We start from the raw sequence: 14,752 nt of genomic DNA, 5'->3' as shown, positions 1-14,752 counted from the left end.
GGCGCACCTGTGGACGCCGGCCGGCCGGGCGGGACCGGCCCGGACCGGGGTCAGCCCACGTAGCCCAGCGCGGTGGTCCCCGACTCGAGGTTCTGCAGCCCGCTCCCCGAGCTGGACAGGTCGCGCAGGCTGGACCGGGTCCGGGCGTAGAGGTCCTCGCTGGGAGCCGGCGAGCCGACCAGGCCCTCGATGTTGCCGGGGAGCGTCGTCGACAGGCTGCCGATCGCCGGCGGCGACCCGTCGAGCGGCAGCGCGCGGACCTGGGCGAGCTGGTCGCCCACCAGGTTCAGCACGGCGATGCTGGTGGTGGTGCGCCAGGCAAGGTCCCGGATCCGCAGCCGCCCGCTGCCCTCCCAGACCAGGCGCTGGGCCCGTTCGGCGCCGAGCACCCGGCCCTGGTCGTCGTGCTTGATCCGGCTGACCATGATCGCGTCCCCGGCCCGCCCGCGGTGGACCACCGCGACCAGCCGCGAGCCGTCACGCGAGACGAGGAAGCCACGGACCTGGCGCCCCGTGATGCCGGAGACCTGCAGGGCGGTCAGCCGGTCGTGCCACACGTAGGAGATCCGGGCGCCCCCGGGCGTGCGGTCCACCAGCCAGAGCCGGTCGGCGAAGTCCCAGGCCGGCCGTAGCAGGTCACTGGCCCCGCTGGCCTCCTGGCGCACCTCCGTCCCCGGCGCGTGCACGGGGGCCACGACCACCGCGCTGCCGTCGTCGGTGACCCCGGCGGCCCGGGTCGCGTCGAGGTTCACCGCGAGGGAGCGGATCCCCTCGCGGTCCTGGCCGAGCGGGCCGTCGACGGGGTCGAGCCCCGAGGCGGTCCCGGAGACCAGCAGCCCGTCGCGCAGGCCGTAGAGCAGCGAGCTGGAGCGGAAGCCCGTGGGGTCGTAGGCCGCACCCTCCTCGACGCTGACCTCGCTCACGCCGCCGGGCAGCTGGATCTGCTGGCCCCCGACGGTGACCTGGAAGGCTCGCACCGCGGGGTCCTGCCGCAGCGTCCAGGCGAACTGGGCCATCATCAGGTCCACCGCCTGGGAGTTCTCGGGGCTCACGTCGCCCTTGAGGGAGATGTCCGCGACGCCGGCGTCCGAGACCGTCACCGAGACGCCGTAGTCGAGGCCCGGCGGGATGAAGCTGCGCGAGACCCGGTCCAGCTCGGTGCCCGGACCGCGGAGCAGGCCCTTGACCAGGGCGGTGGTCAACTGGTCGCCCCGGGGCACGAAGACCGGCTCGGGGACCAGGATGGTGGCGGTGGGGTCGAAGAAGTACAGCGAGACCTCGCGGAACCGCTGCTCGAACCACGTCTCCGGCACGATCAGCGCGTTCGGGGCATCCTCGATGCGGTACTCCCCGTTCTCCATGGTCACCGGGAAGTCCACGACCCGCTTCGACCGCGGCAGCCGGCCCTGCCAGGCCAGCCGGGCGTCGAGCTGGTCGGCACTGGTGAGCGTGACCGCCACCTTGCTCGGCCCGCGCAGCCGCGGTGGGGACGCGTCGGCGTAGGTGATCAGCCGGCGCTGCGGGTTCCACGAGGTGCGCAGGTCCTTGGCCAGGAACTCGCGCGCAACCGTGGTCTGGATGGGCGTGGCGGTCATCGCGTCGAGGAAGCCCTTGACCACCTCGGTGGCCGAGGCGCCCGGCTGCGGGGGCCGCGGGTCGATGTTGATGATCGGCTGGTCGTCCAGCGAGCCGGCCGACCTGGTCTCGACGACCGGTCCGCTCTCCGGCAGCCGCACGCAGCCGGACAGGACGAGCGTCACCGCGGTGACGACCACGGCCAGGGCCCACGGGCGGCGGCGGCTCACGAGACCACCTCCTCGGCGTCGCTGGGCACCAGCGGCAGCGGGCTCTGCCGCAGCGGCGTCCCGGCCCGCCGGGGCAGGGTCAGCCGGAACTGCGCGCCCCGCCCGGGCCGCCCCCAGGCCTGCAGCCAGCCGCCGTGCAGGTGGGTGTCCTCCAGCGAGATCGCCAGCCCCAGGCCGGTGCCGCCGCTGGTCCGCGCCCGGGCCGGGTCGGCCCGCCAGAACCGGTTGAACACCATGGCCGCCTCCCCCGGCGCCAGGCCGACGCCGTAGTCGCGCACCGCCACCGCGGCGGCGTGGTCGTCCCCGGCCACCTGGATCACCACCTCGGGCTCGGGTCCCCGGGACTCGGCATGGTCGATGGCGTTGGTGACCAGGTTGCGCACGATCCGCTCGACCCGGCGTACGTCGGCCTCCGCCAGGCACGGGTGGCTCGGCGCCTGGACCACGACGTGGACGCCGCGCTGCTCGGCCAGCGGCCGGGTCATGTCCACGACCCGGTGGGCGACGTCGACGAGGTTGACGTCCTCGGCGTCGAGGACCGCCGCGCCGGCGTCGAACCGGCTGATCTCGAGCAGGTCCACCAGCAGCGTCTCGAAGCGGTCCAGCTCGGTCTGCAGCAGCTCGGCGGCGCGCGCGGTGACCGGGTCGAAATCGTGGCGCGCGTCATGCAGCACGTCGCTGGCCATCCGCACGGTCGTCAGCGGGGTGCGCAGCTCGTGGGACACGTCGGAGACGAACCGCCGCTGGACCCGGCTGAGCTCCTCGAGCTGACGGATCTGCCGCTGCAGGTTGCTGGCCATCTGGTTGAACGACGTGGCCAGGCGGGCCAGGTCGTCCTCGCCGGCGACCCGGAGCCGCTCCTGCAGCTGCCCGGACGCCAGCCGCTCGGCGACCTGGCGGGCCATCCGGATCGGGGTGACCACCTGCCGGGTGACCAGCCAGGTCATCCCGGCGACCAGCACCAGCAGGAGCACCGCGGCGGTCAGCAGGGCGCGGGTCACCAGGGCCAGCGTCTGCCGCTCCTCGTCGAGCGGGAAGAGGTAGTAGAGCGTGTAGGTCCCGCCGTCCGCGCGCAGGGTGACCTGGGAGCCGACGACCACGCCGGGGGTGTCGGTCTCCACACCGCTGTTGCCGGTGCTGCGGATGCGCGTGTAGGTCCAGGCCGTCCCGGCGATCCGGTCGAAGTGGGCCTCCAGCGAGGTCGGGACGCTGGCGAGGTCGAGCCCGGGGGTCGACTCGGCGCCGCCGTCGGCGATCCGGCCGCCCTCCCCCACCGGTCCGGCCAGCACCACGTCGAACCCGCGGGTCAGGCCGCGCTCGATGATCGGCTCGACCAGCTCGCGCTGCTGGGAGGCGGCATCGATGTCGGTGCCCGGCGCGGCGGCGAGCCGGTTGCGGGCCTCGGTGGTCTCGTTGTTGGCCTCCGCCACGACCGCGGCGACCCGGTGGTCGAGCAGCCCCTGGCGGGTCTGCTGGAGCAGGTACCAGCCGACGATGCTGACCACGACCGCCGAGAGCACGAGCGTGCTCGCGACGACCCGCGCCTGGATGGAGCGGCGCCAGAAGGTCAGGGCCCGGCGCAGCCCCGAAGGGATGCCGCGCGGGGGCAGCGCACCGGGAGACACGGACTAGGGGTTCCCCGCCTTGTACCCGACGCCACGCACGGTCACGACGATCTCGGGGTTCTCCGGGTCGTGCTCGACCTTGGAGCGCAGCCGCTGCACGTGCACGTTCACCAGCCGGGTGTCGGCCGCGTGCCGGTAGCCCCACACCTGCTCGAGCAGCACCTCGCGGGTGAAGACCTGCCACGGCTTGCGCGCCAGGCAGACCAGCAGGTCGAACTCGAGCGGGGTCAGGTTGATGGGGGCGCGGTCCCGGGTCACCGAGTGCCCGGCCACGTCGATGCTCAGGTCACCGATCGTCAGCGACTCCGGCGCCGGCGTCTCGAACCGGCGGACCCGGGCCCGGATGCGGGCGACCAGCTCCTTGGGCTTGAACGGCTTGACGACGTAGTCGTCGGCACCGGACTCCAGGCCGACCACGACGTCGACGGTGTCGCCCTTGGCGGTGAGCATCACGATGGGGACGCCGGACTCCGCGCGGATCTCCTTGCACACGTCGATGCCGTCCTTGCCCGGCAGCATCAGGTCCAGCAGCACCAGGTCGGGCCGGTAGTCGCGGAACTCCTCCACGGCCAGGTCGCCGCGGGTGCACATGCGGCTGTCGAAACCCTCCTGCCGCAGCACGATCGTGAGCATCTCCGCGAGGGAGGCGTCGTCGTCGACGACGAGGATGCGTCCCTTCCAGGAGTTCTCGACCTGCGGTACGGCGGGCTGCGTCATGGTCCGATTCTGCCAGTCGGGCGTCCGCACCGTGGGAGGTGAGGCACGAGGGCCGCCCGGACCAGGTCCGGACGGCCCTCGAGGAGCTCGACTCAGTAGCGGTAGTGCTCGGACTTGTAGGGTCCGGACACGTCGATGCCGAGGTAGGCGGCCTGGTCGTCGGTGAGCGTCGTGAGCCGCACGCCCAGGGCCGCCAGGTGCAGCCGGGCGACCTCCTCGTCGAGGTGCTTGGGCAGCACGTAGACGCCGACCGGGTACTCCTCGGGCTTGGTGAACAGCTCCACCTGGGCCAGGACCTGGTTGGTGAAGGAGTTGGACATGACGAACGACGGGTGGCCGGTCGCGTTGCCGAGGTTCATCAGGCGGCCCTCGGAGAGCACGATGATCGAGTGCCCCTCGCGCTCGCCGGCGGCCGGGAAGGTCCACACGTCGACCTGGGGCTTGACGGTCTTGCGCTCCACGCCGGGGTAGCTCTCGAGGCCGGCCATGTCGATCTCGTTGTCGAAGTGGCCGATGTTGCCCAGGATCGCCTGGTGCTTCATCCGGGCCATCTGCTCGACGGTGACCACGTCGCGGTTGCCGGTCGCGGTGATGACCAGGTCGGCGACCTCGAGCACGTCGTCGAGGGTGGCCACCTGGTAGCCGTCCATCGCGGCCTGCAGGGCGCAGATGGGGTCGATCTCGGTGACGATGACGCGCGCGCCCTGGCCCCGCAGCGACTCCGCGCAGCCCTTGCCGACGTCGCCGTAGCCGCACACGACCGCGACCTTGCCGCCGATCAGCACGTCGGTGGCCCGGTTGATGCCGTCGATCAGGGAGTGGCGGCAGCCGTACTTGTTGTCGAACTTCGACTTGGTCACCGAGTCGTTGACGTTGATGGCGGGGAAGAGCAGCGAGCCCTCCTTCATCATGTCGTAGAGCCGGTGCACGCCGGTGGTGGTCTCCTCGGTGACGCCGCGGATCTCGTTGGCGATCTTGGTCCAGCGGTCGTCGCTCTGCGCGAGCGAGGCCTGCAGCGTCTCGAAGACGACCTTCTGCTCGTGGCTCTTCGCGGTCGCCGGGTCCGGCGCCTGGCCGGACTTCTCGGCCTCGACCCCGAGGTGGACCAGCAGCGTCGCGTCACCGCCGTCGTCGAGGATCATGTTGGCGAACTCGCCGCCGGGCCACTGCAGGATCTGCTGGGTGCACCACCAGTACTCCTCCAGCGTCTCGCCCTTCCAGGCGAACACCGGGACGCCCCGGGGGTTCTCCGCCGTGCCCTCGGGGCCGACGACGACCGCGGCCGCGGCGTGGTCCTGGGTGGAGAAGATGTTGCACGACGCCCAGCGGACCTCGGCGCCCAGCGCGACCAGGGTCTCGATCAGGACGGCGGTCTGGATGGTCATGTGCAGCGAGCCGGCGATCCGGGCCCCTGCCAGCGGCTTGGTGTCGCCGTAGCGCGCGCGCATGGCCATCAGGCCCGGCATCTCGTGCTCGGCGAGGGTGATCTCGGTCCGGCCGTAGTCGGCCAGGCTCAGGTCGGCGACCTTGTGGTCCATCAGTTGTCTCCTCGGAAAATGTGGAGCCAGCGTCTGCGTCGCGCATCTGCGCGTCCTCGGGATCTCCCGCGCGGACCCCGCCAGACTAGAACGCGGGGTCACCCCGCGCAGAATTTCCGGCGCAGCCTCACCCGGTCCGGGGATGCCGGCGGATCAGTGCCCGGCGGATCAGTGCCCGGCGGGCGCCGGCGGCTCGGGGCGCTCGGCGGGCACGTAGTCGCTGCGGTAGATGTCCGGCTCGAGGTAGATGACCTGCGCCGTGGCCTCGGCCTCGCGGATCGCCACCTCGGCGGCGTCGATGGCGTCGGCGACCTCGACGGACGTCGCGCCGGACCGCACGCCGATCTTCGCGGCCACCAGCAGCTCCTCGGGGCCGAGGTGCATCGTCTTCATGTGGATGATCCGCTCGACGCCGGGCGTGCCGGCGAGCGCGTCGGTGATGCGCTGCTGGGCCGGCAGGCTGGCCGACTCCCCGAGCAGCAGGCTCTTGGTCTCGGTGGCCAGCACGACAGCGACCACGACCAGCAGCACCCCGATCAGCGCTGTTCCGGCCACGTCGAAGTAGAGGTTCTGCGTCAGCAGCGCCAGCACCACCGCGACCAGGGCCAGCCCGAGACCGATGAGGGCGGCGAAGTCCTCGAGCAGGATGACCGGCAGCTCGGGCTGCTTGGCCCGCCGGATGAACTGCGCGAAGGTGGCGCCGCCCTTGATCTTGCGGGCCTCTCCGATCGCGGTCCGGAAGGACATGCCCTCGAGCACGATCGCGACGCCGAGCACGAGCGGGGGCACCCACCACCACCGGCTGTCGAGGATCGAGTCGGCCGGGTGCCCGTGGGCGGCGTGCACCTCGTGGTACTTGTGCCACGCCTCGTAGAGGGCGAACAGGCCCCCGAGGGAGAACAGCACGATCGAGACGATGAAGGAGTAGACGTAGCGCTCGCGGCCGTAGCCGAAGGGGTGCTCGGGGGTCGCCCCCTTCTGCGCCCTCTTGCCGCCGCGCAGCAGCAGGAGCTGGTTGCCGGAGTCGGCGACCGAGTGGATCGCCTCGGCCAGCATCGAGCTCACCCCGGTGAGGAAGAACGCCACGAACTTGGTCACCGCGATGCCCAGGTTGGCCATCAGCGCCGCGATGACCGCCCGGTTCCCGCCCTCTGCCGACATGCGCGGAAGGCTATCGGGTCGCGCGGCACGCGACCGCGCTCGCGGGGGCCTACTCCTCGACCAGCCCCAGCCGGAGGTACGCCGCGGCGTAGGTGCCGCTGAGCAGCAGCGAGGCGTAGCGCGCGACCTCGGTGGGCGCGTCGGTGGTCACGGTCTCCACCCGGATGTCGCGGCCGCGCGCGGCGCCCTCGAGGCGTCCGCGCTGCTCGACCACCACCGGGTCCTCGGCGCCGTCGTCGAGCACCAGGAGCATCGGCCGGAGCTCGCCGCCGCCGTCGGCCACCGGGTCGTCGAAGACGTTGCGGGCCCGGGCCGCCTCGAGCACCGGCAACAGGTGCTCGGCGTCGCCGGCGAGCGCGGTGCGACCGCTGGCCCGCCGGATCGACTCGGCGACGCGCCGGGCCGCGCGGGCGGCCAGCACCGAGCCGCCCCACACCAACGGGGTGGCGTCGGCGAGCGCGATCGCGAGCATCTTGGCGGGGTTGACCGCGAGGTCCCGGTGCGGCGAGCAGGCGATCGCGACCGCGTCGAGGGCCTCGGCGACCACGCCGGCGTCCGCGCGGGGACCGAGCCCGACCCGGTCGAGGTACTCCAGCATCACCACCGCGGTGGCCAGCTGGTCCCGGGTGACCGTCGGCAGCAGCGTGGCCCAGCGCCCGACCGCGTGCCGGGCCACCAGCGAGTCCGGCGGGCAGGCGGCCACGACCTGGCAGCCGCGACGGATCGCCTCCGCGACCGCCGAGGCGGTGCCGGTGTCACCACCGTCCGGCGCCAGGACCACGACCAGGTCCAGGCTCCCGGCCCACCCGGGCAGCATCGGTCCGGGCCAGGCGACGAACGGCACCGGGCACCAGGGCTCGAGGACCGCGCGCAGCAGCCGTGAGTCCGGACCCGCGGCGATGACCGCGCGCGGCCGGGACTGGTCCTGGCTGCGGGCCACCGCCTCCGCGGCGGCCGCCGAGGCGTCGATCGACTCCCGGCGCACCCGGGCGCCGGCCTCGGCGAGCGGGCGCAGCAGCGGGTCGTCGTGGGCGAGGACCGCCTCGTCGTCGAGGCGGGACTCGTCGAACCAGGTCGCCATGGCCGCTGCTCCTCAGGCCGGCTTGCGGGCCTCGTCGACCAGCAGCACGGGGATGTCGTCCCGCACCGGGTACGCGAGGCCGCAGCCGGTGCAGACGAGCTCCTCGGCCACGGGCTCGAGCCCGGACCGGCACTGCGGGCAGACGATGATCTCCAGCAGCCGGGGGTCGATGTTCACGGGCGTTCCCTCCTGATGATCGCGAGCACGGCGTCGCGGACCTCGGTCATGGTGGCCTCGTCCCGGCCCTCGGCGTTGAGCCGGAGCAGCGGCTCGGTGTTCGACGGCCGGACGTTGAACCACCAGTCTGGGTGGCTGACGGTCAGCCCGTCGAGCCGGTCGACGGAGACGCCGTCCCTCCCGGCGTACGCCGCCTCGACCTCGGCCGTCACGGCGGCCTGGTCGGCGACGGTGGAGTTGATCTCCCCGGAGAGCACGTAGCGCTCGTGCTCGACGAGCAGCTCCGAGAGCGGGCGCTCGGTCTCCGCCAGGGCGGCCAGCGTGTGCAGCGCCGCGAGCATCCCCGAGTCGGCCCGCCAGAAGTCCCGGAAGTAGAAGTGGCCGCTGTGCTCGCCGCCGAAGATCGCCCCGGTCTCCGCCATCGTGGCCTTGATGTAGGAGTGCCCCACCCGGGTGCGCACCGGCCGGCCGCCGAGCTCGGTCACCAGCTCGGGGACGGCGCGGCTGGTGATCAGGTTGTGGATCACGGCCGCACCCGGCTCCTTGGCCAGCTCGCGGGCGGCGATCAGCGCGGTCAGCGTCGACGGCGAGACCGCCCGGCCGCGCTCGTCGACGACGAAGCAGCGGTCGGCGTCACCGTCGAAGGCCAGGCCTATGTCGGCCCCCTCGGCGAGCACCCGCCGCTGCAGGTCGACGAGGTTGGCGGGCTCGATGGGGTTCGCCTCGTGGTGGGGGAAGGTGCCGTCGAGCTCGAAGTACAGGGGCACCAGCTCGACCCGGTCCTCCCCGAGCCGGCCGAAGACGGCCGGCGCGGTGTGTCCGGCCATCCCGTTGCCGGCGTCGACCACGACCTTGAGCCGACGGCCGCGCACCGGCGCGAGGCGCAGCAGGTGGGCGGCGTAGGCCTCGAGCACGTCGTGCTCGCTGATCGTGCCCTGCGGTCCCGCGGTCGGCGGGCCGCCCTGCCGCACCGCGTCGCGGATCTCGGCGAGCCCGGTCTCCATGCCCACCGGCTGGGCCCCGGCCCGGCACATCTTGATCCCGTTGTACTGCGCGGGGTTGTGGCTGGCGGTGAACATCACGCCGGGGTGGTCGAGGTGGCCCGAGGCGAAGTAGAGCTGGTCGGTGGAGGCCAGCCCCACCATGACCACGTCGGCGCCCGCCTCGCTGGCACCGGACGCGAAGGCGCCGGCCATGCCGGGCGAGCTCGGCCGCATGTCGTGCCCGACCACCACGGTGCCCGCCTTGACGACCTCCACGAACGCCCGGCCGATCGCCCGGGCCAGGTGCTCGTCGATCTGGTCGGGGACCACGCCGCGCACGTCGTAGGCCTTGAAGACGGCGTCGAGGTTCGCGGGATCGAGCGTGTCGGGCATGCCCGGAGCCTAGGGGACCCGCGGGACTACTCGGTGCGCAGCACCTGACTACTCGGTGCGCAGCACCCGCAGGTGGCCCCGCCGACCGGTCTCGCGACCGGTCTCTGCGGCGGGCGGCGGACGCAGCGGCTGGGGCGCCGGGCGGGCCGCCTCGCGGACCGCGTCGGCGAGCGCGAGCAGGTCGTCGCTGCTGGGGCCCTGCGCGCTGGGGTCCGGGGCCAGCCGCAGCACCTCCCACCCGCGGGGGGCCGAGAGGCGCTCGCTGTGGACCTCGCAGAGGTCGTAGGCATGGGGCTCCGCGTAGGTCGCCAGCGGACCGAGCACGGCCGTCTGGTCGGCGTACACGTAGGTCAGCGTGCTGACCGCGGTGCGACCACAGGCGGCGCGCGAGCAGCGGCGGACGGAACTCACGGGCCGACGGTACCCCCCGGGACCCGGCGCCCGGATTAGGCTCGCGGCGTGGACGACGTCAGCCGCCAGGGACGACCCCGCCGCCGGGACCGGCGCGGCCGCGGCATGCGCGGGCCGGGGGTGCTGCCCCGGATCCCCGGCCAGCCCGAGCTGCGCACCCGGCGCGAGCGGTTCGACGACCTCGCACTGGGCATCGTGACCGAGATCGACGACCGCTGGCAGCAGCGGCTCGGCCTGGTGGAGTACGCGGTCGAGGACACCCCGCAGCTCCCCGACGACTGGACCACCGGCACCGTCCCGCTGTCCTCGCTCGTCCGCGGTACCGCCGGCCGGCCGACCCGGCTGGTGCTCTTCCGCCGTCCGATCGAGCACCGGTGCGAGGACCGCTCCGAGCTGGAGGCGATGGTCCTCACCGTGGTCGTGGAGCAGGTCGCCGAGCTGCTCGGGATGGACGCCGAGGACGTGGACCCGCGCTACGAGCGCGACGACCGGGACTGACGCTAGCGGGGCAGGCCCGGGCCGACGTCGGGCACCAGCCCGTTCAACACCGGGTCCTCGAGCGGGATCACCGCGGCGCCGGCGCCGCTCACCACCACGGCGGCGTGCACGGCCGTCCCCTGGGGGGTGACCTGGAGCAGGGCGGCGCGCGCGGGGACCTTCACGACCGCGCCGCGACCCGGGCGTACGCCGGTGCGGGTGCTGGCCAGCTGCCTGCCCGAGGCGGAGCGGGCCACGACGGTGACCGCGCCGACGCCCCGGGCGCCGGCGACCACCACCTGCTTGCTGCCGGACGGCACGATCACCGAGGTCCCGCTGCGCAGGGCGGGACCCGCCACCGAGTGCGAGAGGTCCCCACCGACCAGGGTGCGGAGCGTCGCGGTCACCGGTGCGCTGGAGGTGATCTCGAGCCCCACGACGCCGTCGGCGCTCCGGGCGCCGAGCGCCGAGGCCAGCGAGACCCGGGTCGCCGACTGCGGCGGGACCCGCACCTCGTCGACGCCCTCGGGGGCGAAGACGGAGTCCTCGGTGACGAAGCGGATGCTGGCCCGGACCTCGTCCTCGGAGTCGTTGGCCAGGGTCAGGATCCGGGTGCCGGAGCCGGGGGCGAGGCCCAGCACGTAGTTGTCGGTGGTCGGCGCCGGCTGGGGCGCGAGCCAGTCCTGGCTGGCTGCGCCGCCGCCCAGCTGGTCGGACCCGTCGAGCACCGAGGCCGCGATCCGGCCCCGCTCGCTGACGACGTGCAACGCGAGGTCCCCGCGCCTCGGCGCGACCTCGGAGAGGTCGAGCTGCACGCTGAAGTGACCGGCCACGGACACGCCGTGCAGCTTCGCGACGTCGACCTGGCCGGTGCCGCCGAGCACCGTGACGTCGGCGACCGCGGGCCCCGCGTCGGGGTTCACGAGCTCGAGCACCGAGCTGTGCGTCGCCGCTCCCCCGACCCCGGTGAACCACTGGTCGGGCGAGGTGGGGCGGCAGGCCGTCACCGCGAGGTGGTCGGAGGGACCGAAGCGGGCGCCGACCAGCCCGGGGGCGAGGTCGCCGGTGCCGGTCGCGATCAGGGGCCCGGACCCGCCGCGCACGGTGGTCACCTCGCCCTCGGCGAGGTGCGCCGAGGAGCGGCCGTCGTCGCTGCGCAGCGCGACCTTCCCCTCCACCCCCGCGCGGGTGGTGGACAGGTAGGCCGCCGGGGCACCCGTCAGCGGCGCCGGGCACACGATCGACGCGCTGGTCAGCGGGGTCCGGGTGGGCTGCGCGGCCCTGCGGTGGACACCGTCGACGTGCAGCAGCAGCGCCGCGCCCAGGGTCACCAGCGGCAGCACGATCGCGAGCACCCCCACCAGGTCGAGGGACAGGCGGCCGCGCGCCGAGCGCCGAGCGCGGTTGCCCGAGGTCGGGCCGGGAGTCGGGCTCGGAGTCGGGCCGGGATTCTGGCCGCTCATCGGGGCCGCCTCCTCTCGCTGGTGGGCGCGCAGAGCACCGCGACCACCACGATCGCCAGCCCCTGCAGGACCAGCAGCCCGATCCGCAGCCACGAGCGGGGGCCCTCCACGGCCGACGCCGACAGCGGGCGGGCCACTCGCCACGCCCGGGTGGAGCGGTTCTCGGCACTGGCCTGGACCAGCCCGCCGGTGGCGTCCAGGGTCGCGGCGACGTCACCGTCGGCGGGAGCCGGCAGCACGACGTACTCGATGCCGTCCGCGCCGAGCGCGTTGACCACCGACGGGGTGGGCCGGGAGACCAGCGTGCGCACGGTGCGGGTGAAGCCTGTGTCCTCGGGGGTCAGGTCGACGATCTCGTCCTCGCCGAGGGTCACGCCGTCACCCCGGCGCACGGAGTAGGTCAGGCCGTGCCGGACGTCGCCGCGCAGCACCAGGATGCCGTGCGCGGGCCCCTCCTTGGAGCTCAGGACCATGTACGCCGGGATCCCCTCGCCCGCGGTCTCGTCGAGCCGGTCGTGACCGCCGGCCACGAACCAGCCCAGCCCGACGACCGGCACCACGGTGGCGGCCACGGCGAGGACCGCCGCCGCTCCCCGGCGCCAGGCCGGGAAGGCCGGAGCGAGCTGGCGGGCCAGCGCCTGGCCGCCGAGGGACGCGGCCACGACGAAGGCGCCCTGGAGGACCACGACGAGGAACCCGAGCCCCGCCGGCGTCGAGGTGGCGGCCAGGTCGAGCGTGAACCCGCCCCACACGGCGGCGGTCACCGCGGCGACCGCCGCGACGATCCAGCACACCAGCACCGGGATGCGGGTGGCGCGCGGCACCAGGGCCAGGAGCGCCAGGACGGCCAGCACGGCGCCGAGCCAGGTCGGCCCGCCGAGGTCGCCGACCCGGCCGGTCAGCAGGCCCCAGGAGTCCACGGCCGCGACCGGCAGCCGACCGGTCTCCAGCACCAGCGCGCGCCCGGCACCGTTGAGCAGGGCCGGCAGCCACCAGGGCAGCAGCAGCAGCGGGACCAGGGCCAGCGCCGTGGCCGGCGGCCCCCAGGCGGAACGGTCCCGCAGGGCCGAGCGCACCACCACCGCGGCGGCGCCGGTGACGACGAGCCCCAGCAGCAGCGCGAAGAACCACAGTCCGGGCGCGAACGCCGAGCCCACCGCGAGCAGCAGGCCGGTCCGGAACGCCGCGCGCCACCGGCGGTCGGGATCGGGGTCGGCGAAGCCGAGCGCGGCGTGCGCCAGCCACGGCAGCAGCGCGGCCACCACGACGGTGCCGAGACGGCCGTCGCCCCAGGCGCCGCTGACGACCGGGACGAGCGCGTAGGTCGCCGCGCCCCACAGCAGCAGCAGCCGCGGGGAGCCGGCGCGGGAGGCCAGCCGGCCCGCGACCCGCAGGAAGCGCCACGCTCCCCACAGGCCGAGGGGGACGACCAGCACGAAGATCGCGGTCACCACCGCGGACGGGCTGCCCAGCAGGGTCGCGGCGAGCGCGAGCGGCAGCACGTACGCCGGCGCCGGCACGTCGGTGCCCTGGCCCAGCGGGTGCCAGGACTCGGCCCACAGCCGCCACCAGTCCCCCGCCTGCCCGGGCACCGGGGAGAGACCGCCGCCGGCGAGGCTGGCGAAGGCGGGGCGCGCACCGATCAGCGCCAGCACGACGAACAGCCCGATCGCGAGGGCGACCGGGCTGGTCACGAACCGCGCCACCAGGCCGGTGTCGTCGCCGATGACGTCCTCGTCCCGCGCGACCGGGCGCCGCACCACCGGCGGCGGCTCGTTCTCGGCGGCGGCCGCCCGGCGCCGCTCCGCGACGTCCTGCGCCTGCAGGGTGACCGCGGTGACCACGTCGCCGAGGAAGTCCAGCCCGTGCCGGTAGGGCACCCAGGCCGGCGCGAGCAGCCCGCGCAACGTGGCGGGGTCGGTCACCTGCCGGCCCTGCCGCGACCGGCGCGCGGCGAGGATCTGGCGCGGGCTGGAGCAGAGCGAGACCAGCGCGGCGAGCTCGTCGAGCGCCTCGCCGACCGAGCGGACGAGGAGGAAGCCGATCATCCGCAGCAGCGTGCCCAGGCCCAGGCGGAGCAGCTGGAACGGCAGCGCACGGGCCCGCGAGTTCGCCAGCAGCGTGAACAGCGCGGCCCGGCGCTCCTGGTAGTGCGTGTGCCGGCCGGTGAGCGGCGTCCGCCGGACGCCCCGGTGGGCGGCCTCGGCGTGGAACACCACCGCCTGCGGCACCACGATCGTGCGGTGCCCGGCGGCCGCGGCCCGCCACCCGAAGTCGATGTCGTTGCCGAAGATCGGCAGCTGGTCGTCGAAGCCGCCCAGCTCCTCGAGCAGCCGGCGCCGCACCAGCATGCCGGCGGTGTTGACCGCCAGCACGGTGCGGACCTGGTCGTGCTGGCCCTGGTCGTACTCGCCGCGCTCGAGGCCGGTCTCCCGGCGGCCGGTGCCGGAGATCGTCACGCCCAGCTCGAGCAGCCGGCGCAGGGAGGGCCACTCCCGCAGCTTGGGGCCGAGCACGTCGGCGTCCGGATGCTCTTCGGCGGCCTCCAGCAGCGCCGCGAGCGCATCCGGGTCGGGGTTGGCGTCGTCATGGAGGATCCAGACCCACTCGCCCGGGCCCGCGTCGGGGCTGTCGTCGAGGCCGGCGACCACCGCCTGAGGGAAGGACGTGGAGCCGGGCAGCCGGAGCACCGCGCCGAAGGCGCTCTCCACGAGCTCGGCGCTGCCGTCCTTGCTGCCGGTGTCGACCGCCACCACGCGATCCACCGGCCGGGTCTGCGCCCGGAGTCCCGCGATCACCGCGGGGAGCCAGCGCGCCCCGTCGTGGCTGACCAGCAGCGCTGTGACCGTCGTGGGCATGACCAAGAACCCTAACGGGCCCCGGCCCTGCCCGGGGGCCGGGTGACCCCCCGGTCAGCCGGG

The 14,752-nt window shown here is 74.4% G+C and carries 12 protein-coding genes; 1 reads left to right on the top strand and 11 read right to left on the bottom strand.

Annotated features, from left to right (window positions below):
• Positions 1–50: 50 nt before the first annotated feature.
• From BJZ21_RS05170 to BJZ21_RS05130, 9 genes are all read right to left on the bottom strand, one after another.
• Positions 51–1,805 (bottom strand): LpqB family beta-propeller domain-containing protein, encoded by a 1,755-nt coding sequence (locus tag BJZ21_RS05170; RefSeq protein WP_179662773.1) that lies wholly within the window; start codon positions 1,803–1,805, stop codon positions 51–53.
• The gene (mtrB, locus tag BJZ21_RS05165) at positions 1,802–3,430 is read right to left on the bottom strand and encodes an MtrAB system histidine kinase MtrB (protein ID WP_179662772.1); all 1,629 of its coding nucleotides are present in this window, start codon (positions 3,428–3,430) and stop codon (positions 1,802–1,804) included. The genes BJZ21_RS05170 and mtrB overlap by 4 nt, the downstream gene beginning before the upstream one ends.
• Positions 3,431–3,433: 3 nt before the next feature.
• Positions 3,434–4,147 carry an MtrAB system response regulator MtrA gene (gene mtrA, locus BJZ21_RS05160; RefSeq protein WP_179662771.1) on the bottom strand — a complete coding sequence of 238 codons (714 nt, stop codon included), beginning with the start codon at positions 4,145–4,147 and terminating at the stop codon, positions 3,434–3,436.
• 92 nt (positions 4,148–4,239) lie between these two features.
• Positions 4,240–5,685 carry an adenosylhomocysteinase gene (ahcY, locus tag BJZ21_RS05155; RefSeq protein ID WP_179662770.1) on the bottom strand — a complete coding sequence of 482 codons (1,446 nt, stop codon included), beginning with the start codon at positions 5,683–5,685 and terminating at the stop codon, positions 4,240–4,242.
• A 168-nt stretch (positions 5,686–5,853) separates the two neighbouring features.
• Positions 5,854–6,846 carry a cation diffusion facilitator family transporter gene (locus BJZ21_RS05150; protein ID WP_179662769.1) on the bottom strand — a complete coding sequence of 331 codons (993 nt, stop codon included), beginning with the start codon at positions 6,844–6,846 and terminating at the stop codon, positions 5,854–5,856.
• A 49-nt stretch (positions 6,847–6,895) separates the two neighbouring features.
• The gene (locus BJZ21_RS05145; protein ID WP_179662768.1) at positions 6,896–7,927 is read right to left on the bottom strand and encodes an SIS domain-containing protein; all 1,032 of its coding nucleotides are present in this window, start codon (positions 7,925–7,927) and stop codon (positions 6,896–6,898) included.
• 12 nt (positions 7,928–7,939) lie between these two features.
• A complete protein-coding gene (locus BJZ21_RS05140; RefSeq protein ID WP_179662767.1) occupies positions 7,940–8,104 on the bottom strand; it encodes a Trm112 family protein in 165 nt (54 codons plus the stop codon).
• Complete coding sequence (locus BJZ21_RS05135) at positions 8,101–9,480, bottom strand: phosphomannomutase/phosphoglucomutase (RefSeq protein ID WP_179662766.1); 1,380 nt, start codon at positions 9,478–9,480, stop codon at positions 8,101–8,103. The genes BJZ21_RS05140 and BJZ21_RS05135 overlap by 4 nt, the downstream gene beginning before the upstream one ends.
• Positions 9,481–9,528: 48 nt before the next feature.
• Complete coding sequence (locus BJZ21_RS05130) at positions 9,529–9,891, bottom strand: DUF3499 family protein (protein ID WP_179662765.1); 363 nt, start codon at positions 9,889–9,891, stop codon at positions 9,529–9,531.
• A gap of 48 nt (positions 9,892–9,939) precedes the next feature.
• On the opposite strand from BJZ21_RS05130, the gene BJZ21_RS05125 reads away from it, so the two are divergent.
• Entirely contained in the window at positions 9,940–10,389 is a 450-nt protein-coding gene (locus BJZ21_RS05125; protein ID WP_343051967.1) for a metallopeptidase family protein, read from the top strand.
• 2 nt (positions 10,390–10,391) lie between these two features.
• On the opposite strand, the gene BJZ21_RS05120 is transcribed toward BJZ21_RS05125, so the two are convergent.
• Together BJZ21_RS05120 and BJZ21_RS05115 are read right to left on the bottom strand one after the other, a co-directional pair.
• On the bottom strand, positions 10,392–11,831 hold the full coding sequence (locus BJZ21_RS05120; RefSeq protein WP_179662764.1) for a DUF5719 family protein: 1,440 nt from the start codon (positions 11,829–11,831) through the stop codon (positions 10,392–10,394).
• Complete coding sequence (locus tag BJZ21_RS05115) at positions 11,828–14,689, bottom strand: glycosyltransferase family 2 protein (protein ID WP_179662763.1); 2,862 nt, start codon at positions 14,687–14,689, stop codon at positions 11,828–11,830. The genes BJZ21_RS05120 and BJZ21_RS05115 overlap by 4 nt, the downstream gene beginning before the upstream one ends.
• Positions 14,690–14,752 lie beyond the last annotated feature (63 nt).

The sequence above is a fragment of the Nocardioides panaciterrulae genome (assembly GCF_013409645.1).
Taxonomy (GTDB): domain Bacteria; phylum Actinomycetota; class Actinomycetes; order Propionibacteriales; family Nocardioidaceae; genus Nocardioides; species Nocardioides panaciterrulae.
The sequence above is the reverse complement of the archived record's forward strand: the minus strand, read 5'-3'. Positions and strand labels throughout refer to the sequence as shown.